Raw genomic sequence first — 20,563 nt, forward strand, 5'->3', positions numbered from 1 at the left:
AGACCACTCCGGTTAGCGATGACAGCGCCAGATCGTGATCCTCCGAAGGGCGGCCCTTGCCCGGCAATCCGTCCTAAAACTCCGGAAATATTAAGCGTAATCGGGGCGTGGCGAAATCCAGGAAGCGGCGCATCTTGAGTGCCATCTGGCCTCGTGCGGCATGCACCAGGCTCACCGGCGTTGGCTCCGGCTCGTATTCCTCGAGGACGATCCGCAACGTCCCAGCCTTGACCGCCTCCGCCACCTGATAATGCAGCAGGCGCGTCACGCCGACATGGCGGACCGCGGCGGCCACTGCCGCCCCCATCGTTGTCACGGACAGCCGCGAGACGATGGGAATGTCAATCGACGCTCCCGTTTTCGGGTTCCTGAGCTGCCACGCCGATGAGGGCATCGGCCCATCGAATGTCACGCCGGGCAGCTTCGCCAGGTCACTCGGGGTCTGCGGCATGCCGTGTCCGGCGAGAAAATGCGGGCTCGCGCAGACGACGGTGCGCATCGATCCGATCCCGGTCGCGATCATCGCACTGTCGGGAAGTCTTCCTATGCGGACCGCCATATCGACGTGATCCTCGACAAGGTGGACGTGGCGATCCAGCAGCAACAAGCGGATATTGATCTGGGGAAACAGCGCAAGGAAGTCGCTCACGACCGGCAGGACGTGCAGTTGACCGAACTGAACCGGCGCGGTGATGACAAGGTCGCCTTTTGGAACCGTAAATTCTCCCGCGGCTTCGCGTTCGGCCTCTTCGACCTGATCGATAATCCGGCGTGCTGCCCTGAGGTAGGTGATACCGGCGTCGGTCAGATCGATCTTGCGCGTGGTGCGGATCAGTAGCTTTGCGCCGACCGCCGCCTCCAGATCGGAAATCTTTCGGCTGACGGTCGTGACGGGCACACGGAGCGACCGACCTGCTGCGGAAAAGCTCCCCCGATCCACAACTTCTATCAGCAGCGACATTGCTTCCAGTCGGTCCATCTATCTTCCCGGATTATGGTGAGGTTATAACCGATGTTAGCTGATTATGCAGCCGAATGAAATGGAGCATACCTCCTCCTGTCGAACCGGATGAGTTCGCGAACCAAAGGAGAAAGTCTATGTCCCGCATTGCGATCCCGACCCGCGACAATTCACCGGAAGCCTCGAAGCCAACGCTCGATGCCGTCCACAAGCAGCTGGGCGTCGTTCCAAATCTGGTCCGCCTCATCGGCGTCAGCCCTGTGGCGCTCACCGCCTTCACCAGCTTCCAGGGCGCCCTGTCCAAAACCCTCGACGTCAAGACCCGCGAGCGAATCGCCCTGGCTGTCGCGCAAGTAAACGGTTGCGGCTACTGCCTCTCGGCTCACACTTATCTTGGTCTCAACCTAGCGAAGATCAGCCCGGAAGAAATCGCGATGAACCGCAAGGGGGCATCTAGCGATCCCAAGGCCAATGCAGCCGTGCAATTCGCCTTCAAGGTCGCGCAGCAGCGTGGCCATGTGAGCGATGCCGACATCGCTGCCGTTCGCGACGCCGGCTTTACCGACGCGCAGCTCGTCGAGATCGTTGCGCTAGTCGCCGAGAACAGCTTCACCAACTTCCTGAACGAGGTTGCCAAGACCGAAATCGACTTCCCCGTCGTCGAGGTCAACGCCGCAGCCGCTTGACGGCCTTGGCGGGCCGCGTGACCTCCGCTCGGCCCGCCCACTTCTCGAACTGGAAACCTGTCATGTCCTATAGCTTCCTAGATATTGCTGTGACACCGAGCGTCCGCGCTGCCCAGGCAGAGATGGGTGCCGATCACGTTTGGCAGGATTTCAAAGGGGATCGCGAGTTCGATCGGTTGACTGACGGCGAGGCCGCCTTCATCGCGGCCCGCGACAGCTTCTACATGGCTACGGTATCCGAGACCGGCTGGCCATACATGCAACATCGCGGTGGCCCGCCTGGCTTTCTCAGGCTGGTCGATGATCGCACGCTGGCCTTCGCTGATTATCGTGGCAATCGTCAATATATCAGCGTCGGCAATGTCGCCTCGAATGATCGTGCCTGCCTGTTCCTGATGGATTACACCCATCGTGCCCGCTTGAAGATCTACGCGCATGTCGAGGTCATTGCGCTCGACGCCGATCCCATTCTGAGCAAGCTCGTTGCCATTCCCGATTATCGGGCGAAGGCAGAACGCATCTTTCGGCTGCGACTCGAAGCCTTCGACTGGAACTGTCCGCAGCACATCACTCCGCGCTTTACGGAAGCCGAGGTGGCGGAAGCGGTGCGACCGCTCCAGCAGCGCCTCGCGCAACTCGAAGCCGAGAACGCCGCCCTGCAAGCGCGGCTCACCTCCCAAGGAGAACGATAATGGACATTCAGCGCCCGCCGCTGCCGCCCTTCACGATTGAAACCGCGCTCGAAAAAGTCCGGCTTGCCGAAGACGGCTGGAACAGCCGCGATCCCGCTAGGGTCGCAGGCTCCTATACCATCGACAGCCTCTGGCGGAACCGCGCCGAATTCCTCCAGGGCCGGGAGGCCATCGCCGCCTTTCTCGAACGCAAATGGCAGCGCGAATTGGACTACAGGCTCATCAAGGAGCTCTGGGCCTTCCAGGACAATCGCATCGCGGTGCGGTTTGCATATGAATGGCACGACGACAGCGGCAACTGGTTTCGCTCCTACGGCAACGAAAACTGGGAGTTCAGCGACGAGGGTCTGATGCGTCGCCGTCTGGCCTGCATCAACCATACGCCGATCCGTGATGCCGATCGTCGTTTCCACTGGCCGCTCGGCCGACGTCCTGACGATCACCGCGGTCTGAGCGACCTCGGTTTCTAGTCCGGTCGCGCTTTCATATTCCTCACGATTATCAACCCGGACGCCAGGCGTTCGGCAACCATGGAGCACGCATATGACCCATCCCGCCTATAGAACAATCGACGTCGACGGCTATGAAGTCTTCTACCGCGAGGCAGGAGATCGTTCGAAGCCGACCTTGCTGCTGCTGCACGGCTTTCCCACGTCCAGCCACATGTTCCGCGATCTGATCCCGCTGCTGGCGGACCGCTTCCATCTGGTCGCGCCCGACCTGCCGGGGTTTGGGCTCTCGGCATTGCCGGCGCGGAGCAGCTTCACCTACACCTTCGAAAACCTCGCCAAGATCATCGGGCGTTTCACGCAGGTGCTCGGCCTCGATCGGTTCTCGGTCTACGTCTTTGATTACGGTGCGCCAGTCGGCCTACGTCTTGCGATGGCCCATCCCGAGCGCGTGACGGCGATCATCTCGCAAAACGGCAACGCCTATAAGGAGGGGCTGAGCGACGGCTGGAATCCGATCGAACGCTACTGGCGCGATCCGAGCGACGCCAACAGGCAGGCGCTGAGCGAAATGCTGACACCCAAATCCATCCGTTGGCAATATGAGCATGGCGTGGCCGATCCGGCGACCATTTCGCCGGATGGAATCGCGCTCGATATCTGGTATATGGAGCGGCCGGACGCAGACGAGGTGCAGCTCGATCTGATGCTCGACTACGCAAGCAACGTCGCGCTTTACCCGGCCTTCCAAGCGTATTTTCGCGAGCACCAACCAAAGCTGCTCGCGATCTGGGGCAAGAACGACCCCTTCTTCCTGCCGCCCGGCGCCGAAGCGTTCAAGCGGGACCTGCCGGACGCAAAGGTCCGCTTTGTCGATACGGGGCATTTCGCACTCGAAACGCATGCCAGTGAAATCGCCGATGCGATCGTTGAATTCTTGAACAACTGATAGCTGCGCCCCCTGTCGGCCAAACGGCCCGGCAGGGTGCGTGCAGATTATCTGAGCTCGATATTCTACCACGCACTCGCGATAGTCCTGCGGTGCTGCCCGAGCGGCACTGTAAACTTAACGGTGCCCGCATAAGTAATGATCCATGGAGGAGAAGGGAACGGCTTGCTGTCTATGCTCCGCGCACATATAGATGTGGCAATGGATGGACATCGAGATCGAAATATTTTCGGGGCGCTCGCGCTCATGATCAGCGACGACATAGTTCGCGCTAGTTCATCGCGGGCGCCGGAAGCTGGACCCGCCGCCTCAGCGCTGGCGTTGCTCTCGCACAAGCCCGGGCTCTCGATCCGCATGCTTGCGGTCGGGGTGGGCCTTTCACATGCAGGGACCGTTCGCCTAGTGGATCGATTGGCGATTGAGGGATTGATCGAGCGTAGGGAGCATTCTACCGACGGGCGCACGCGTTCCCTCTATCTTACTCCAGCCGGGAAGGTCGCGAGCGGCGAGGTCCTGGCCTCGCGCGACCAAGTGATTGCCGAAGGGCTATCGATCCTTAATCCAGACGAACTGAAAATCTTATGCGACATCGCTGAACGCGTTCTGCGCAATCGCTTGGAAAACCTCGAGCATTCATACCGCATCTGCCGCCTGTGCTGCTACGAGGGCTGCGCGAACTGCCCCATCGATGCCGAATTGCATGAGCGAGGTGTAGACCGCGAGAAGAACGACGACGCGTAGGAGGTTCGCAATTGCGGCAGCTCAATGCTGAGCGATAAGATAAGCCGCCAGAAAGCCCACAACCGTGATCAGGCCGATGAACGGCGGCGCCTTCTCGAAAGCTTGGGAGAACCATTGCCTCTGCCAGCAGCGCTCCAACCAGAAGTCCGCTGCCCGACAACAGACCCCAAAGGCCAGCGATCATGAACTCAGGCATCATGGCAATAGTCCGGCCCGTAGCGGCGCTTCGCGCTTGCGACCCTATTCCTCGTGAACCAAGAGGGCATCTCCGACTTGCTCACCGAACTGATCGTTCCAAACGCCAGGTCGGGCGCGCGAAGTGGCAGCTATAGCCCCCAGGATAGCGCACTAGGTATTTTTGGTGCTCTGGCTCCGCCTCCCAAAAGGGTTCTTCCGGATTGATTTCCGACACGACCGGGCCAGGCCAGCAACCTGATGCTTCGATCTCGGCGATGGTCGCCAAGGCGACCTCCATCTGCACCTCGGTGGTATAGAAAATCGCCGATCGATAGCTCGGACCGACATCGCTGCCCTGTTGCTCGTAGGTCGTGGGATCGTGGATTTGGAAGAAGAGCTCCAAGAGGGAGCGATAGCTGAGAACGGAAGGGTCGAAGGTAACTTCCACCGCTTCCGCATGGCCAAAATGGCTCGCATAGGTCGGATCAGACATTTCACCGCCTATGTAACCGACACGCGTCGATACGACTCCCCTGGCTCGGCGCAGCAAATCCTCCATGCCCCAGAAGCAGCCGCCTGCGAGAATCGCTCGCTCTGTTGCGGCCGCCGTATTGCCGGTAGCTGATTGGCTCACAGTCCGTTCGCCTTTCTCAGTGTGCGCCAAGGTCAAGCCAGCCTCTTGGGATCGGCGGCCTTACTGGCGCTAGAGAGTTCGGTCTGGACATCCGAGCCTCGTACAAGGGTCAGATCCACGGGACAGCGGTCTGCGATCTCAAGAATCCGAGCGCGCTGATCATCGTCCAAAGGTCCATCAAGCACGATGGTGCGGGTGAACCTATCCGGCGGCATCATGTCCGGCACTTTCTCGTGCCGCACGGTCGTGCTCGCCCGTTCGAGCGGAAAGCCCTTGCGGTTCGCGTAGAGACGCATTGTCATCACCGTGCAGGCTGCTAGACCGGCAGATAACAGTTCGTAAGGGGAGAGACCGGTTCCGAGACCACCGACCGATGCTGGCTCATCGGCGAACAGAGTGTGCTCGCCGCTGCGAACCTTGAGCTGGAACGTCCCCTCAAGAGTTTCGGTGGCAACGACACCATTGGCAATCTCGACCTGCGGAAGATCCGTGGTGAGCGGTGGGAGAAAGCGGCTTGCCCATGCAGCCACCATAGCAGAAGCGTAGTTCGCGTCTGCAACGTCGGTGAGAAGGTGATCCGCCGTGTCGAGCGAGATGAAGCTTTTAGGATGCCTGGACGCCATGAATATGCGCGACGCGTGGTCGATGCCGACCACCTGATCTAGTGGAGAATGCATGACCAGGACCGGACGTCGCAGAGAGGCAATGGCCTTCTCGACGTCGATCCCTTCAATTGCCTGTAGGAGGCTGCGGCGAATGAGGAAGGGTCTGCCGGCGATCTCCACCGAGGCCTCGCCCTCGCTTGCGATAGTGTCGAGATCATCCGGTCGGAAGAGGCGCAAGATATGCTGGAGGTCGGCAGGCGCGCCGATCGTCGCCACTGCGGCAATGTCTGGCAGGTCTGCCGCGGCTACGATTGCAGCCATACCACCCAGACTGTGCCCCACGAGGAGGGAAGGGCTCATACCCGCCGCAGTCATAGCCTGTGCGGCTGCCCGAAGGTCTTCGACGTCCGACGCGAAGCTCACAGGTTCCCCCGGCCCACCGCTGATCCCGGTTCCGGCGAAATCGAACCTCAAGACCCCGATGCCCGCACGCGACAGCGCGCGCGAGATGTGAACGGCGGCGCGACTGTCCTTCCCGCAGGTGAAGCAGTGGGCGAAAATCGCCCAACCCCGCGGCGTCCCCTCTGGCGGCTCGAGGTGCCCGGAAAGCTGAGAGCCAGCCCCACTAGCAAACGTGAATGTTGTTTCTGCCATGTCCATCGAACCTCCAGCACGCGGCTTGGCGGTTGCGCTCTCAGAACCTTCGACGGAGCTGAGCGGAGCGCACCGCCAACCAGTAGTCGTCACCTCAGGAGATCATCTATATGCTTGGCGCATATAGACAAGCCCCTAGCCCATGATTATATGCGCCGAGCATACTTCTGCGAACTGCTTTCCGAAGGCGGTCTCACGGAAGAGGCATCAGTCAGGCGCATGGGCCAAAGGACTATGGAACTCAATCAAGTCAGCTATTTCATCAACTTGGCCGAGACGCTGAATTTCACAGCAGCAGCTCGCTTGAGCGGTGTGTCACAGCCAAGTCTAACCCGCGCGATCCGCCGCTTGGAAGATGAGTTTGGCGGGCCACTGATCTATCGCGACGGGAAGAACAGCCGCCTGACTGGCCTTGGCCAGGACGTCGAGGCAGAATTTCAGCGCATGGTGGTCGCGATGAAGAGCGTGCGCAATCACTCTGAGAACTGGGCGATGGGGGGGCACCGCGTGCTGGATGTCGCCGTCGCGCCCACCGTCGGACCAAAGGAATTTACGGCGTTTTTGGAGAGCGCGTTAGCGGAGATGCCATCCATCGAAATCAAGCTGCACTCGCTCCAGTCGAACGAGGACACATCGGAGGTGCTTTCAGGAAAATACCACGCGTGCATCCTGCCGCGTGAAACAAGACCGGAACGCAAGCTGGATGTGCGTCCTCTATTTCGGGAGCGCTTCGTGCTCGGCTGTTCTGCAAACCATCCCTTGGCTGCCAGTGAGATCGTGCGCGGCCAAGACCTGCTCGAGTTTCCTTTCGTCGATCGCCTGAAATGCGAGTTTCGCGATCAGATCCTCGATCACTTCGAGCGACGGGACTTGCTCATGCAACCCCGCTTTCGATCAGATCGCGAGGACTGGGTGCAACGGGTCGTCGCTGACGGCCACGCCATATGCATTCTTCCGGAACGATCGGCCACGGTGCACGGCCTCGTCACTCGGCCGATCGACGGATTTGTCTTGGAGCGCGAAGTCGTGATCGCGACCGTATCCGGCTCCACGGCAACGGTCGAGATACGGAAGATCGCGCAGCTGGCAGCCCGGTACGAGTGGAACTGAATCACGACATGAAGAGCTTCGGCGCTATGGAAACTATACGCACAGCGTATTGGATAAATCTAAGGCGCACTGCGATAGTCAACGCAATGACTGACAAAATAAACGGCAGCGTGTCTGGCTCTCTAAATAAGTATTGGAGACTATCATGAAGTTTGAAAAGTCACAGACGGCAGTTGACCGCCTGACCCCCGAGCAACGCCGGATTACCCAGGAGTCGGGCACCGAAAGGCCCTTCGCGGGAGAGTACAACGACAACAAGGAGCCTGGCATCTACGTCGACATAGTGTCGGGAGAGCCGCTGTTCGCTTCGACGGACAAGTTCGATTCGGGTACTGGCTGGCCCAGCTTTACCAAGCCGATCGTTCCGGCAAACGTGAACGAGGTGCGGGACAGCGCACACGGCATGATCCGGACGGAGGTCAGGTCGATACACGCCGACAGCCATCTCGGCCACGTGTTCCCGGATGGTCCTTCCGACCGCGGCGGTCTGCGCTACTGCATCAACTCAGCGTCCCTTCGCTTCATCCCACGCGACGAAATGGAGACCGAGGGATACGGCGAATATCTCGATCAGGTAGAGGAGGCTTAACATGCATCAGCGCGCTGTTCTCGCAGGCGGATGTTTCTGGGGCATGCAGGACCTAATTCGCAAGCAGCCCGGCATCGTCTCGACTCGTGTCGGTTACACTGGCGGCGATGTTCCGAACGCCACTTATCGCAATCACGGCACGCATGCCGAGGGGATCGAGATCGTCTTCGACCCGGCGGTGACGAGCTACCGGAACATCCTGGAATACTTTTCCAGATCCACGATCCGACGACGAAGAACCGCCAGGGCAATGATCGTGGGCTCTCCTACCGGTCGGGCATCTATTACGTCGACGAGGAGCAGAAGCGCTTCGCCGAGGATACGATCGCCGATGTGGATGCCTCCGGGCTGTGGGATGGCAAGGTGGTCACCGAGGTCGAGCCGGTCGGCGATTTCTGGGAGGCCGAGCCGGACCACCAGGATATCTTGAGAAGCGGCCGGGCGGCTATAGCTGTCACTTCCCCCGTGCCGGCTCCTGTCCGCGCGTCGCCGCCGACAGGAGCCGCCATGCAATACCATAAAGGAACATAGAACCATGATCAGACATCTTATGACCGGCCTCCTGCTCTTGGCGAGCAGTCCGGCGCTGGCGCAAGTCGTTGAAGGTTCGCGCGGCTACCAGTTTCCCGAGAACAACAATGCGCTGATCGCGGCGCAGACGCGCGGCGGCGACCCGGCCGAGGCGGGTTCGGTCAAGATCGAGTTTTATGCGCACATGGCCTTCAAGATCACGTCGCCGAGCGGCATCACGGTCTTGCTAGACCCTTGGCGAAACGACCCGAGCGGCGCTTGGGGCCATTGGTTCCCGTACGAGTTCCCCGAGGTTCCCGTCGACCTGGTCATATCCACGCACGCGCATTTTGATCACGATGCGGTCCAACGACCGCACGCTCTCATGGTGCTCGAACGTCCGATTGGGGTGTTTGCATTGGGCGATGTGAAAATAACCGGGCTTGCCGACAAGCATCAGTGCCATTCGGAAGGCGACGTAAAATGGGACGAACTCGCGGGCGAGCTCGGTGCGAGTTTCTGCCCGCCGGACAACCCGCTTGCCTTCGACAACACGCTTCAGCTTATCGAGACTGGCGGCTTACGTATTGTCGATTGGGGTGACAACCGGCCTGTGCCGCCGGCCGCGTTGGACCGCTACTTGATGAACGCCGACGTCATGATCCTGCCGATCGACGACTCGCAGCACATCCTCACCTATGAGGATATTGAGGCGATCAAGGCGCGATATCGTCCCAAGGCGATTATTCCCGGCCACTATCTCGTCAAGGGCGCCGAAAGCGTGCTTTCGACACTCCAGTCTGCCGATGCCTGGGTCGCGACGCAGCGCGACGTTCGCCGCCCGGCAGAGGGGGAACTGACGATCAGCCCCACCGACCTTAGGGACGCAACCGATCGGACCTACTATTTTGGCAACGGCATCAAATCAAAGTAGACGCGCAAAGTAGAAGGACATCATAGCGCTGATCGCGCCGGGCGAGACGTCCCAGGTGTGCGATCAGATTGCGCGAGACCCGGATTTCGCCTTCCCCCAATGAAGCAGGTCGCTGCCTTTGAGATTGCGAACAAGGCTCCCTGCGTAGAGCGCTTCAGTCTTGACAATCTGAAGCGCTGCTGTGTCCGACGCTTGAGAGGCTGTGAGGATCGGCAGCGTATAGATGCCGCCGGCAAAGCCTATGGCGAGCATCACGAAATGGGTGGCATCAGGATGAGCCAACGCCGCACTGGTTATGATAACTCCAGTTCCTTCACTAGCCGGCCCGCGTCGAGATGGAAGTCCGAGAAAACGATTCGGCCGCCAGCATCGATAACCGTGAACCAAGGCGTTCCTCGGGTGCCGTAATCTTCCATGAATGTGGGAAGCCTCGCGCCGACCGGTGGCTCGTCATGACCGAAAGCGACAGGAAGCTCATACTTGAGCTGGTTCACGCGCAGCTTCTCGAAGGTGTTCTCATGCGCTCCTTCGAAAACGGTCTGGACCACAGCGAACCCCACGCCCTTGGGACGCAAAGCGCCATGCAGCCTTTGCAGCGTCGGAAACCCATGCAAATGGCAGCCCCGACACCAGTGCTGGAAGGCGAACAAGATCTTTGGGCCGGTCCCGAAATCCGACAGCTTGAGCGGCGCAATGCTTTCTCCATCCTCGCCAATCCATTTCTGCACCCGCAGCTCAGGCGCTTGTCGTTCGGCCACGCTCATCTGATCCTCCAATTCCGATGCAGAAGCTCGGTGATCGCACGTCGCGACGGCACGTGAACTCCGACCTTGTTTGCGCCCAGTATCCTGACGTCTTTATCGATCAGATCGACATTCTTCCGAACTATACTCGGGGTTCAAAGATTTTTCGCATCACACTATGAAGGTATGCGGGTAGCTATTTCCAATAGCGGAGCGACATAATTTCCATACCTTACCGCCGTCAGTCATGGGTCGCGCTTACGTAGCTCGGAGGCATGGCAGCCAAAGAATGGGAGTGACGGGCGGCCCGCGCCTATGTGCTGCAATGCTGATGTGAAGCTATGAAAACTATAGCGACAGGATATTGGGAAATCATATTGGCCTGACGCTATAGTCTATGTTCGATCATCACGGCTCATACTGAGCGAGATCGTAGCGATCCTAATGGCGCATCAGGAAATTTAAGTTTCAGTCAATCGGTCCGTTCGGCGGCGATACGTGCAAAGGTCTTGCGCAAGATCCTGAAATGAAGCCGGTCGCGGTCTGTCGTGACAAGCAAGGGAGTTCACCATGGTCACCAGAGGATTCATAGGCCGCGGCTCAGGCGGTGACCAGTCCGATCGGATTCCGCCGGGTCAGCATCTCGTGGAGGACTTCCCCGTTCTGACGGCCGGTCCCACGCCGCGCGTCGAGCCCTCCAACTGGAAATTCACCATCAAGATCGGTCCGAAGCCCGTCAAAGCGTGGAATTGGGCCGAGTTCAACACCCTACCGAAGACCAAGGTGACCAGAGACATTCACTGCGTTACCTCTTGGTCCAAGCTGGATACCGTTTGGGAGGGCGTACTCGTTGAAGACATCCTTGCAGATGCAGGGCTCGATCGGCCCACCGATTTCGTCTTGGCGCACTGCTACGATAATTATTCGACAAACGTCCCGCTTGCGGATCTGCTCTCGGGAAAAGCGATGGTCGCCCTCAACTATGCGGGCAAGCCGCTTCCGCGCGATCATGGAGGCCCGGCGCGCCTTCTGGTTCCGCACCTTTACTTCTGGAAGTCCGCCAAGTGGGTGAATGCGCTGCAGTTCACCACACGTGACGAGGCGGGCTTCTGGGAGCTGCATGGCTATCACATCTACGGCGATCCGTGGCGCGAGCAGCGATACACCAATGACTGAAAACGGCGCGCAAATCGCGTGGCAGTCATGCGTGATCGACGAAATCGTCCAGCAAACCCCGAGTATCAAGAGCTTCTTCCTTCGGTTGAGCAAACCGTTCGCGCACATTGCAGGTCAGCACGTCGATGTCCGACTGACTGCGCCTGATGGCTACAGTGCGATGCGCAGTTACTCGATCGCGTCATCGGCAATCTCGTCCCCGACCGTCGAGCTCGCTATCGAGCGCTTGCCGGATGGCGAAGTTTCGCCGTTCTTTCACGATGTCGCGGCGATCGGCGACGAAATCGAGCTTCGTGGTCCGCTCGGCGGCCATTTCCTATGGCCTGAACCTGCGATAGACGCAGTGCTGTTGATCGGGGCAGGCTCCGGCCTCGTGCCGTTGATGGCAATGATCCGGCAGCGTCGCGCACTGGCCCAGTTGGTGCCGACAGCGCTACTCCTGTCCGCTCGAACCGCTGAAGACGTTCTCTTTTCAGAAGAGCTTCATTCCCTCGAAATTAGCGATCCGGCGTTCGTCTTGGCGCTGGCAATTACGCGCGAGAGACCGATCCGCGCATCGGACTTTGCGCGACGGATCGACGGCGTGATGGTCCGAGAAATTCTAGCGCGGCTTACCCGATGGCCCACGCAAGTATTCGTTTGCGGGTCCAACGGTTTCGTCAACATCGCGACCGATGGCGCGCTGCTGGCCGGTTTAGACCCCTCCATTGTCAAAACCGAGCGCTACGGTGGCTAGCGGCACAAGCTTCTTTCCGTTTTCCGAGCTTCGGCGAAGGCCTTGCCTATGCCGACTTCGTTTCTGCCACGGGCCGACGCGCTGCGCGTCTGTTGGATCAATACTGGTGGAATGAAGTGGAGTATGCCGAGTTCGACGCAGCTTTCGAGAAGCTTGCGGAGGGATACAGCGAAGGCGTTTACGAAGGCCGGCGTTTCGGCTTGATCGTCCGGCGATCCGAGGACGGACGTCGCAACAGCCTGTTTGCCAGGGAGTTGGCCGGAGCCGACATTGTCAGCTTCAACCTGTACCGCGTTACTGTTCCCCGTCATCTCCCGCATCAAGAGGATCAACGACGGCAAACTCACATCCCGCACATTCGGCGCCCAGCAGAACGAGATCGCCATTCACATCAAAATCGCCAACCGCAACATGCTGGTCGCAAGGCCAGTGTCCGAGCGCGTCCGCTGATTAGGCTACAAAGTCAAAGATCTATGCGGTAGCCTCGTTGCACCAATGCCGCTTTTCACAGCGACGAAACGCATCGTGGGGCGCAGTTCTGCCTCACAGATTGCTTCAGCATCAGCAGCCGTCGGGGGGCGCCCCCCATCACGATCGTTCGCGCCAGGCAGCCTTCTGATGAGTTGAGCGGCCAAGCAGGTGGCGTGCTAATCTGTATCGAGACCCGCCATGCCAAGGCGTTTCTCAAGGCTCAGGTGAACAAGACCGACCGCAACGACGCCCGCGGCATCGCGCAGATGATCGAACGGGATCGACGCAAGGTCGAACGCCGCATCAAGGCGGCCAAGTTCCCTGTCGTCAAAAGCCTCGACAGCTTCGACTTCGCCGCCTTTCCCAAGCTCAACAAGATGCAGGTCCTGGAACTGGCGCGCTGCGAATGGATCGAGCGCCGCGAGAACGTCATCGCCCTTGGTCCTTCCGGCACAGGCAAGACCCACGGTGCCAGGATGCGAAAGCCGCAGGATATGGCCGAGCTGATCGATGGACAGGCCGGGGGAAGGGCCGATTACGACAAGGGCCGCGGCGGTCTTATCGCCGAGCGGATAATCCTCCAGGGCCGCTTGGCGGATCCGATCGGTAACCCCAAGGGCCAGTGCTCCAAATAAGTTGATCAACCTTTCTGAAGATTGAGCCATTCGTCATTGCCTCATCCGTGCCACTCTTCTAAAAAGATATGCGTGACGCATACAAGTGAATAGGAGTTTTCCATGTTTGATATGAAAAATCTGAGCAAGCTCAAGAAGCTGGACGCAGGTGCGAGCGACGCAATGCAGGCGTTCTGGGCGTTTGATAAAGCCGCCTTTGCCGAAGGTGCTCTGACGGTCCAAGAAAAACAGTTGATTGCCGTCGCCGTCGCTTTGACGACACAGTGCCCCTATTGCCTCGAACTGCACACCAAGGCCGCCCGAGATGCCGGAGCGACAGACGCCCAGATGGCCGAGACTGCCGTAGTCGCGGCCGCGATCCGCGCTGGCGGCGCCATCACCCATGCAACCCACTTGTTCAAGGACTGATTTTCACGCTACCACGCTGCTCGGACTTGTCCCGTGCAAGCCATAACCCCTGGCGACCCGGCCGCGGTCGCCAGCCGAGCAGGACATGTCATGGAACCAGCGACCATCCTTTGGCTTTTCGTTGCCGCATTCGGGGCAAGTGCGCTTGGTGGCGTGCTCGGCATGGCGAGCGGCATCTTCATCGTGCCTATCCTGATCCTGCTGTTCGGCGTCGATATTCACACGGTGGTCGGCGTGAGCATCGTATCGGTGATTGCCTGCTCCTGTGGCAGCGCCGCACCGTTCCTCAAAGGCCGACTGACCAATATATGATCAGGCCATGCTTCCGCTGCGCATGACGCGGCGTATTCCGATCGACCTGACGAAGAACCCTATCGTCAAGAGTCTCTATCTTTTCCTATCCAGCGCGGAGTCGCTCGCCGATGCATATCGGTCGTACGGTAACCAGTAGAGGAGCCAAATCCGGCGTCCCATGATCGCCGTGCCTTGGCACTGAACCTTACCGCTGCGGGCCGGGATCAGCGAGTTGCCCTGTTGAAACGGCGCCGCACGACGCTGGCCTCGATGCTCGATGGACTTCGCTAGACGAGCAAGCCGCATTGGAACGTATCGCCCGGATACATGGTCGGCAAACTCCCCCAGGATGCCACATCGGCGCTCACCATCTGTCGGTTCTGCAACGAACTGCTCTGCGACGATTGCCCGATGGAAGTATTCGGAATTCTATAAGAGGAGAAGCTCACGAGCATGTGTGAAGCGTGCTCAAAGTGGTGCTAGTCGGCACGACGATCTGAAGTCCGATTTGAATGGTCTCCACTATGCGGTGGCAGCCAATAAAGCAGAGGACAATGGTTCAATTTTCGGAACGCCGAGCATGGCCTCCGGGATCTGTTTTGTGCTGGGAGCACACGCCGAAACGCGCGCGCTCAGACTCTATCATCTCCACACCCACGAGTGGTGGAGAACGCCGCCAGCTTCGGGGAAGAACCGTTGCGGATATGTGTTCAATGGCCGGCGGGCGCGGCGGCGGCCGCATTGAAACTCGGTATTGGGTTCAGCGAACAGCGTTAGCCACTGCGCTTAACACTGGTTCTCGGCACGTTAGGTCCTGCCGTGTCATCGAGAAGGGCCAGGGCCGGCGCCACGACGCCTTCCAGCAGTTCGCGCTCAGGCCTGACCCGCGCCAACACGCGCACCCCTATCAGGACGCCGAGAAGATGTCTGGCGAGGTCTTCGGCCGGTATCGATGAGGTGACCGTACCGTCGGCCTGACCGGCTTGGACGCTAGCGAGGAAGAATACCTCGATACGCCTGAGCATCGCAGCCACGGTTTCCCGAAAATCTTTGTCATGCGGCGAGGCATCGAGCGCGGCGTTGACGAGCATGCATCCCTTGTGTTCGGGATCGGCCAGCGAGCGTTTGAGGACTTCCGCGAAAAAAGCGCCGATGCCTTCGCGCGGCGTCAGCTTTTCGCAGCGCCGAATACGCTCGGCGACACTGTCTTCGACATAATGGTTCAAGGCTTTCTCGAAGAGCGCACGCTTGTCGCCAAAGGCATTGTAGAGGCTGGCGCCGGTGATTCCGGTCCTGTCGATAAGGCCGCGGACGGATGTCGCCTCATAACCTCGGCGCCAAAAGCACTCCACCACAGCATTGAGCACGGCTTCTTCATCGAATTCCCGTGGTCTCGCCATCTCACCGCCATCCCAAAAATATCCGCGCCCGGCATCTTGCCATAACTGGCTTGCGGATGCATTTTAGAACAGTCGAACTAAAACTCAAGCGGCGGACGTAACGTGTTGGCCTCATGTCCAAAGGATGCCACGATGGGATCGCACCCGCAGCATTTTCGCTTTTTTGCGAATAGGAGGACGGCTCCGTCTGACCGGCCTGTAACTTCACGCGACCCGCAGCACCCAAAGGCCTATTAGGCCATGGCCAGCGATCCAGCCATAGCAGCGGCACCGACATCCGCGATACCCGCCTCGCGGCAATGGTTGGATCGCTCACGAATCATCGGCTTGGGTTGGGCTGCCCTGTCGGTCGCGATCTTTTCCGGCTGGTTCGTGGTGACACGCTTCAGCGTCACCCGCGAGTTGCGGATTTGGGACATCACCGCGCTACGCTTCGGCATCGGAGCCCTCCTGCTGGCGCCTGCCCTCTTACGCCGGGGCTCACGACTGTCCCTGTCGGACTGGGGCGAGGGTCTGTTGTTCTCGCTGCTATGGGGAATGCCATTCGTGCTGCTCGTGGCACTCGGGCTTAAACTGACCTCCGCCGCTGAAGCGGCCTCCATCGCGCCAACGATGATGCCTATCTTTGTCGGCGTGTTCGCCTGGGCTTTCCTGAAGGAGCGGCAAGGACGGGTGCGTTGGCTCGGCTATGCAACGATCCTTGCTGATCTGTCTTGTCGCGGCCGGCGCGGCCATCCATGGCTCGCCGAGCCTCGCGGGTATCGGCGCATTGGCGGCAGCCGGCGCCATGTGGGCGCTCTATACACTGCTGTTTCGCCGCAGCGGGCTGACACCGATACAGGCCGCAAGCCTGATCTGCATCTGGTCGGCCGCCCTGTTCCTGCCGGTCTACCTGCTGTTCGGCCTAAGTCGTCTCGATCACGCCTCCATGAACGAGATCGCGCTTCAGGTGGCATATCAGGGCGTATTGATGAGCGGCGTCGCGATCGTCACTTTCAATCGCGCCATTTCCATTCTCGGTGCTTCCGCCACCACCGCCATCATCGCGCTCGTGCCCGCCGCCGCATCGATCCTCGCCATCCCCATTCTCGGCGAAATACCGTCCCCGGCCGAATGCGCCGCAATCGCCGTTATCGTCATCGGTGTGCTGCTGGCATCCAGCCGCACCGCCTCCCCCCGCCCGCAACCCTGAAGGAACCCCCATGATCCGCTTCTATTTTCACCCGACGCCGAACCCGGCCAAGATCGCCCTCTTTCTTGAGGATGCGGGCCTGCCCTACGAGGTGATCCCGGTCGATACCAGCAAGGGAGAACAGCACGCGCCTTCCTTCCTCACGATCAACCCGAACGGCAAGGTTCCGGCAATCGTCGACACCGAGGGGCCGGGTGGGAAGGAAGCTCGCGTCTTCGATTCCACCGCAATTCTGATCTACCTTGCCGACAAGACCGGCCAGTTCCTGGGCAAACCCGAGGACCGGCCGGAACTGCTCTCGTGGCTTCTTTTCATCGCCTCTGGCCTCGGCCCGTTCTCCGGTCAGGCCGTGCATTTCCAGTATGCGGCGCCTGAGGGCCTCGATTATGCGGTCAATCGCTATCGCCGCGAAGCAGAGCGCCACTATCAGGTGCTGAACGATCATCTTGAAGGGAGAAATTTCATCGTCGGCGAGACCTACACGATCGCTGATATGTCTGCCTGGGGGTGGCTCGACCGCGCCTCGCGCGTCCTCAAGGGAACGGAAACTCCTTTTGGCTCATTCCCAAACCTGAAACGCCTGTTCGAGACCGTTGATGCGCGTCCTGCCGCCGCCCGCGCACGCGAAGTCGGCAAGGACCACGCCTTCAAAAAGGTCAACGACGAGGAGACCCGTCGCGCCCTCTTCCCGTCCAATTATTCTCCTGCTGCGTAAGCCAATTCTCCGGAGACTGCACGATGACCGACAATGCCAAATACACGCCGGCCGAAGTCTGGACCTGGGAAAAGCCCAGTGGCGGCCAGTTCGCCAGCATCAACCGGCCGATAGCAGGTCCGACCCACGAAAAGGAGCTGACCGTCGGCAAGCATCCGCTGCAGCTTTATTCGCTGGGTACACCGAACGGCCAGAAGGTGACGATCATGCTGGCGGAGCTTCTGGCCATCGGCCATAAGGGAGCCGAATACGATGCCTGGCTGATCAAGATCGGCGAGGGAGACCAGTTTGGTTCGGGCTTCGTCGAGGTCAATCCAAACTCGAAGATCCCGGCGCTGATGGACCGCAGCGGTGACACCCCGATCCGGGTATTCGAATCCGGCGCAATCCTGATGTATCTGGCCGAAAAATTCGGTGGCGCATTCTTGCCCAAGGAACAACCAATGCGGGCCGGAGCGCTGTCCTGGCTGTTCTGGCAGATGGGCTCGGCGCCTTTCCTCGGCGGCGGCTTCGGCCATTTCTACGCCTATGCACCCGTGAAGCTCGAATATCCCATCAATCGCTATGCTATGGAGGTTAAGCGCCAGCTCGACGTTCTCGACCGCCAGCTTGCCGACAATGAGTTCGTCGCGGGCGGCGAATACACCATCGCCGACATGGCGATCTGGCCTTGGTATGGCGGGCTGGTGAAGGGCTGGCAGTATGGCGCAGGCGAGTTTCTCTCCGTGCAGGACTACAAGAACGTCATACGTTGGGCCGACCAGATCTTTGCACGGTCTGCCGTCGATCGTGGCCGCAAGGTAAACCGCACCTCAGGCGAACCGTCCAGCCAGTTGCACGAGCGTCATGACGCAAGCGATTTCGAGACAAGGACGCAGGACAAGATTGCCGAGGCAAAATCATGAACATCGAAGGCAAGCGTATCCTGATCACGGGCGGATCAAGCGGTATCGGCTATGCTCTCGCACAGGCGCTCCTCGCCAAAGGTGCGAAAGTTGCAATCAGCGGCAGGCGCGCCGATGGCGTCACGGCTGCCGTCCGGAAGCTCAGGGAGGGCGGTTCTGCGATCCATGGCATCGTCGCCGACGTGGCGACGTCGGACGGACGCGCGGCCACGCTCGACAAGGCCGTCGAGGCGCTGGGCGGATTGGACGTTCTCGTCAACAATGCCGGCGGGGTCCGGGCCGGGCGTCTGGAGAACACCTCCGAGGCCGACCTTCAGGCCATGATCGATGTCGATCTCGTGGCGCCGATCCTGCTGACGCGCTCTGCCCTGCCGGCGCTTCGGGCGAGTGGCGACGCGATGATCGTGGATATCTCATCCGGCATTGCCTTGGTCGGCGCGCCTTTCTATGCGACCTACGCTGCCGTCAAGGCGGGGCTTGCCCGCTTCGGGGAGGCGATGCGCCGCGAACTGAAGGGCGAAGGTATTCATGTGTTGACCGCTTATCCGGGCGGCACCGACACGCCGATGATGAAGTCGAACCGCGCCGGGCCGGACCTCGGCTTCTCGCGCGAGCCGGCTTCGGCGGTCGCCGACGCGATCGTCGAGGGTATCGAGGGTAATGTTCTGGAGGTGATCCGCGGCGGCGAGGCCCGCGCCCAGATGATTGCCCTCAATCGCGAAAACCCCGCTGCGATCGATGAGCGCTTTGTCGGCTTGAAGCCCGCGCTCGAGCAGGCGGTTAAAGATCATTCGGCGCTTTGAGCGAAGAAAACGCCAGTGTGAATCCGGTCGGCCATCCTGTCAGGCATGGGAGAAAAATCATCACCAACCGTGTCTTCGTACCCTGCCTAGCGGAATCGAATTCACCGGCACGCCACCGTCCATCGGGAGGGACCAGCCTCGCGCTTTGTACGAACGCAAGATCGGAACTCACCAGCGCAGTACCCGACCTCCTACCCATGCGCCAAGCAATGCGAGCATTGCGATAGCCAGCGTGTACCATGTTGCTACGAAGAAGGGCGAATCGTCTGGACAGTGTGCCGCGTAGAGTGTTGCCGCAATACCACCGGCAAGCAGGCCGGCTACGGCGCCGGCAAGGCGCGGGCGCGTCGGGGCACCATATCGCAGCGCAGCCAGGATCACCGCAAGCGGGCCGATGGCCATGAGGGGTATCAGGGTCATGCATGGGATGCTGTTTGTCCCGATCCAGCGTGACCACCATTCAACGGATGGGACCATGGTGAATTCGACCAATACGGCGGTGGCAATAATGGCGGGGGCGAGTAACAGCAAGGGGGCAAGGCCGGACCGCATCCGGCAGCCTGGTCGTGCCAGTGCGACCACGCTGGCAAATGCGGTAATGACGAGTGTGCCGTTGACAACAAACTTGAGTAGGAACCGGAAGGTCGTTGCCGCAGTGTGAATGTCCGGACGTGGGCCGATAAGGCCGAAGAATATGGAAGCTGCGATAATGCCCGACAGGACGACAGCCCCCAGGAGTATCAAGGCCAGCGATGGTTCCGCTACCCGCGCGTCCTTTCCGAGCATCTTGATCAGTTCCTGCGTTTCCATATTAGCTCTTTCCAAACCGCTTTGCGATCGCACGTAAGCCGCGATGAAATGCCACCCGCACCGCGGCTTCCGTCATGTCGAGCGCGCTGGCCGTCTCGCCGATGGAGAGGCCCTTGATCGACAGCGAAGTAACGACGGCGCGCTGCGACGGAGCTAAACCTCCCACGGCCCGCTCGATGTCGCGCGGACCGACGGTCTCCTTTTCCGGTTCGGCCAGTATCTCGGAAAATTCCGCTATATCGACCTCCACCCTGCGGCCGCGCCGGCGAAATGCATCGATCATCTTGAAGCGTGCGATGGAAAGAACCCACGGCAAGACGGCCGCGTCCTGGCGCCACGTATGACGCTTCAGATGGATCGCAAGTAACGTCTCCTGCACCACATCCTCGGGATCTACACCGCCTTGGAAGGTCCTTCGCCTGGCGAAACCTCGAACCCGCGCCGCAACTTCGGCAAGGAATAAGGCATAGGCGGCTTCATCGCCTTTCATGGCCGCCCTCAGCAAACGGGCAAGTTCGGCTTCGTCGGCACCTCTCAATCGATACTCCCCGGTATTCGGTCGACGGCAGACTTTGTTACGCGCC

Annotated in this window: 24 protein-coding genes and 4 pseudogenes; 19 read left to right on the forward strand and 9 right to left on the reverse strand. The window is 60.0% G+C overall.

Annotated features, from left to right (window positions below; genetic code table 11):
- Nucleotides 1-73: 73 nt before the first annotated feature.
- A complete protein-coding gene (locus tag ACX3P1_RS18980) occupies nucleotides 74-979 on the reverse strand; it encodes a LysR family transcriptional regulator (RefSeq protein ID WP_459081173.1) in 906 nt (301 codons plus the stop codon).
- A 119-nt stretch (nucleotides 980-1,098) separates the two neighbouring features.
- On the opposite strand from ACX3P1_RS18980, the gene ACX3P1_RS18985 reads away from it, so the two are divergent.
- From ACX3P1_RS18985 to ACX3P1_RS19005, 5 genes are all read left to right on the forward strand, one after another.
- A complete protein-coding gene (locus ACX3P1_RS18985) occupies nucleotides 1,099-1,647 on the forward strand; it encodes a carboxymuconolactone decarboxylase family protein (RefSeq protein ID WP_459081174.1) in 549 nt (182 codons plus the stop codon).
- Nucleotides 1,648-1,709: 62 nt separating this feature from the next.
- Entirely contained in the window at nucleotides 1,710-2,339 is a 630-nt protein-coding gene (locus tag ACX3P1_RS18990) for a pyridoxamine 5'-phosphate oxidase family protein (RefSeq protein WP_459081175.1), read from the forward strand.
- Nucleotides 2,339-2,809 (forward strand): nuclear transport factor 2 family protein, encoded by a 471-nt coding sequence (locus ACX3P1_RS18995; RefSeq protein ID WP_459081176.1) that lies wholly within the window; start codon nucleotides 2,339-2,341, stop codon nucleotides 2,807-2,809. The genes ACX3P1_RS18990 and ACX3P1_RS18995 overlap by 1 nt, the downstream gene beginning before the upstream one ends.
- A gap of 73 nt (nucleotides 2,810-2,882) precedes the next feature.
- Complete coding sequence (locus ACX3P1_RS19000) at nucleotides 2,883-3,737, forward strand: alpha/beta fold hydrolase (RefSeq protein ID WP_459081178.1); 855 nt, start codon at nucleotides 2,883-2,885, stop codon at nucleotides 3,735-3,737.
- A 246-nt stretch (nucleotides 3,738-3,983) separates the two neighbouring features.
- Nucleotides 3,984-4,478: a MarR family winged helix-turn-helix transcriptional regulator gene (locus tag ACX3P1_RS19005; RefSeq protein ID WP_459081179.1), complete on the forward strand. Its 495-nt coding sequence runs from the start codon at nucleotides 3,984-3,986 to the stop codon at nucleotides 4,476-4,478.
- A 277-nt stretch (nucleotides 4,479-4,755) separates the two neighbouring features.
- On the opposite strand, the gene msrA (ACX3P1_RS19010) is transcribed toward ACX3P1_RS19005, so the two are convergent.
- Both msrA (ACX3P1_RS19010) and ACX3P1_RS19015 read right to left on the reverse strand, forming a co-directional pair.
- On the reverse strand, nucleotides 4,756-5,289 hold the full coding sequence (msrA, locus tag ACX3P1_RS19010; RefSeq protein ID WP_459081228.1) for a peptide-methionine (S)-S-oxide reductase MsrA: 534 nt from the start codon (nucleotides 5,287-5,289) through the stop codon (nucleotides 4,756-4,758).
- 32 nt (nucleotides 5,290-5,321) lie between these two features.
- Complete coding sequence (locus ACX3P1_RS19015; RefSeq protein ID WP_459081180.1) at nucleotides 5,322-6,554, reverse strand: bifunctional alpha/beta hydrolase/OsmC family protein; 1,233 nt, start codon at nucleotides 6,552-6,554, stop codon at nucleotides 5,322-5,324.
- 228 nt (nucleotides 6,555-6,782) lie between these two features.
- Here ACX3P1_RS19015 and ACX3P1_RS19020 point away from each other — a divergent pair, with 228 nt between their 5' ends.
- From ACX3P1_RS19020 to ACX3P1_RS19035, 4 genes and pseudogenes are all read left to right on the forward strand, one after another.
- A complete protein-coding gene (locus ACX3P1_RS19020) occupies nucleotides 6,783-7,658 on the forward strand; it encodes a LysR family transcriptional regulator (protein ID WP_459081181.1) in 876 nt (291 codons plus the stop codon).
- 145 nt (nucleotides 7,659-7,803) lie between these two features.
- A complete protein-coding gene (msrB, locus tag ACX3P1_RS19025; RefSeq protein ID WP_459081182.1) occupies nucleotides 7,804-8,247 on the forward strand; it encodes a peptide-methionine (R)-S-oxide reductase MsrB in 444 nt (147 codons plus the stop codon).
- A gap of 1 nt (nucleotide 8,248) precedes the next feature.
- A pseudogene (gene msrA / locus ACX3P1_RS19030) lies at nucleotides 8,249-8,768 on the forward strand (peptide-methionine (S)-S-oxide reductase MsrA).
- A gap of 14 nt (nucleotides 8,769-8,782) precedes the next feature.
- Nucleotides 8,783-9,691, forward strand: coding sequence for an MBL fold metallo-hydrolase (locus ACX3P1_RS19035; RefSeq protein WP_459081183.1), 909 nt, complete (start codon nucleotides 8,783-8,785; stop codon nucleotides 9,689-9,691).
- A gap of 293 nt (nucleotides 9,692-9,984) precedes the next feature.
- Here ACX3P1_RS19035 and ACX3P1_RS19040 read toward each other — a convergent pair whose 3' ends face one another.
- Nucleotides 9,985-10,455, reverse strand: a complete 471-nt coding sequence (locus ACX3P1_RS19040; protein ID WP_459081184.1) for a peroxiredoxin family protein — start codon at nucleotides 10,453-10,455, stop codon at nucleotides 9,985-9,987.
- Between the two features lie 549 nt (nucleotides 10,456-11,004).
- On the opposite strand from ACX3P1_RS19040, the gene ACX3P1_RS19045 reads away from it, so the two are divergent.
- Both ACX3P1_RS19045 and ACX3P1_RS19050 read left to right on the forward strand, forming a co-directional pair.
- A complete protein-coding gene (locus ACX3P1_RS19045) occupies nucleotides 11,005-11,610 on the forward strand; it encodes a sulfite oxidase-like oxidoreductase (protein WP_459081185.1) in 606 nt (201 codons plus the stop codon).
- Nucleotides 11,603-12,346 carry a ferredoxin reductase gene (locus ACX3P1_RS19050; protein ID WP_459081186.1) on the forward strand — a complete coding sequence of 248 codons (744 nt, stop codon included), beginning with the start codon at nucleotides 11,603-11,605 and terminating at the stop codon, nucleotides 12,344-12,346. Before ACX3P1_RS19045 ends, ACX3P1_RS19050 begins: the two co-directional genes overlap by 8 nt.
- Here the strand turns inward: ACX3P1_RS19050 and ACX3P1_RS19055 are convergent.
- Nucleotides 12,343-12,732 carry a hypothetical protein gene (locus tag ACX3P1_RS19055; RefSeq protein WP_459081187.1) on the reverse strand — a complete coding sequence of 130 codons (390 nt, stop codon included), beginning with the start codon at nucleotides 12,730-12,732 and terminating at the stop codon, nucleotides 12,343-12,345. The genes ACX3P1_RS19050 and ACX3P1_RS19055 overlap by 4 nt on opposite strands.
- A 201-nt stretch (nucleotides 12,733-12,933) precedes the next feature.
- Between ACX3P1_RS19055 and ACX3P1_RS19060 the strand changes: the two are divergent.
- The 3 genes and pseudogenes from ACX3P1_RS19060 to ACX3P1_RS19070 all read left to right on the forward strand — a co-directional run.
- Nucleotides 12,934-13,281, forward strand: a pseudogene (locus ACX3P1_RS19060) (ATP-binding protein); the annotation flags it as partial.
- Between the two features lie 273 nt (nucleotides 13,282-13,554).
- A complete protein-coding gene (locus ACX3P1_RS19065) occupies nucleotides 13,555-13,860 on the forward strand; it encodes a carboxymuconolactone decarboxylase family protein (RefSeq protein WP_459081188.1) in 306 nt (101 codons plus the stop codon).
- A gap of 90 nt (nucleotides 13,861-13,950) precedes the next feature.
- A pseudogene (locus tag ACX3P1_RS19070) lies at nucleotides 13,951-14,169 on the forward strand (TSUP family transporter); the annotation flags it as partial.
- Between the two features lie 758 nt (nucleotides 14,170-14,927).
- Here the strand turns inward: ACX3P1_RS19070 and ACX3P1_RS19075 are convergent.
- Both ACX3P1_RS19075 and ACX3P1_RS19080 read right to left on the reverse strand, forming a co-directional pair.
- Nucleotides 14,928-15,554, reverse strand: a complete 627-nt coding sequence (locus tag ACX3P1_RS19075) for a TetR/AcrR family transcriptional regulator (protein WP_459081189.1) — start codon at nucleotides 15,552-15,554, stop codon at nucleotides 14,928-14,930.
- Between the two features lie 233 nt (nucleotides 15,555-15,787).
- Complete coding sequence (locus tag ACX3P1_RS19080) at nucleotides 15,788-15,994, reverse strand: hypothetical protein (protein WP_459081190.1); 207 nt, start codon at nucleotides 15,992-15,994, stop codon at nucleotides 15,788-15,790.
- On the opposite strand from ACX3P1_RS19080, the pseudogene ACX3P1_RS19085 reads away from it, so the two are divergent.
- The 5 genes and pseudogenes from ACX3P1_RS19085 to ACX3P1_RS19105 all read left to right on the forward strand — a co-directional run.
- A pseudogene (locus tag ACX3P1_RS19085) lies at nucleotides 15,930-16,196 on the forward strand (EamA family transporter); the annotation flags it as partial. The gene ACX3P1_RS19080 and the pseudogene ACX3P1_RS19085 sit on opposite strands and share 65 nt — an antisense overlap.
- Before the next feature lie 58 nt (nucleotides 16,197-16,254).
- Nucleotides 16,255-16,746 carry an EamA family transporter gene (locus ACX3P1_RS19090; RefSeq protein WP_459081191.1) on the forward strand — a complete coding sequence of 164 codons (492 nt, stop codon included), beginning with the start codon at nucleotides 16,255-16,257 and terminating at the stop codon, nucleotides 16,744-16,746.
- Nucleotides 16,747-16,756: 10 nt separating this feature from the next.
- On the forward strand, nucleotides 16,757-17,461 hold the full coding sequence (locus tag ACX3P1_RS19095) for a glutathione S-transferase family protein (RefSeq protein ID WP_459081192.1): 705 nt from the start codon (nucleotides 16,757-16,759) through the stop codon (nucleotides 17,459-17,461).
- Nucleotides 17,462-17,484: 23 nt separating this feature from the next.
- Nucleotides 17,485-18,366 (forward strand): glutathione-dependent disulfide-bond oxidoreductase, encoded by an 882-nt coding sequence (yghU, locus tag ACX3P1_RS19100; protein ID WP_459081193.1) that lies wholly within the window; start codon nucleotides 17,485-17,487, stop codon nucleotides 18,364-18,366.
- The gene (locus ACX3P1_RS19105; RefSeq protein WP_459081194.1) at nucleotides 18,363-19,169 is read left to right on the forward strand and encodes an SDR family NAD(P)-dependent oxidoreductase; all 807 of its coding nucleotides are present in this window, start codon (nucleotides 18,363-18,365) and stop codon (nucleotides 19,167-19,169) included. The genes yghU and ACX3P1_RS19105 overlap by 4 nt, the downstream gene beginning before the upstream one ends.
- A gap of 168 nt (nucleotides 19,170-19,337) precedes the next feature.
- Here ACX3P1_RS19105 and ACX3P1_RS19110 read toward each other — a convergent pair whose 3' ends face one another.
- Nucleotides 19,338-19,979: an NrsF family protein gene (locus tag ACX3P1_RS19110; RefSeq protein ID WP_459081195.1), complete on the reverse strand. Its 642-nt coding sequence runs from the start codon at nucleotides 19,977-19,979 to the stop codon at nucleotides 19,338-19,340.
- A 1-nt stretch (nucleotide 19,980) separates the two neighbouring features.
- Nucleotides 19,981-20,517: a sigma-70 family RNA polymerase sigma factor gene (locus ACX3P1_RS19115; RefSeq protein WP_459081229.1), complete on the reverse strand. Its 537-nt coding sequence runs from the start codon at nucleotides 20,515-20,517 to the stop codon at nucleotides 19,981-19,983.
- Nucleotides 20,518-20,563: the final 46 nt, after the last annotated feature.

The organism is Mesorhizobium sp. A623 (assembly GCF_054489405.1).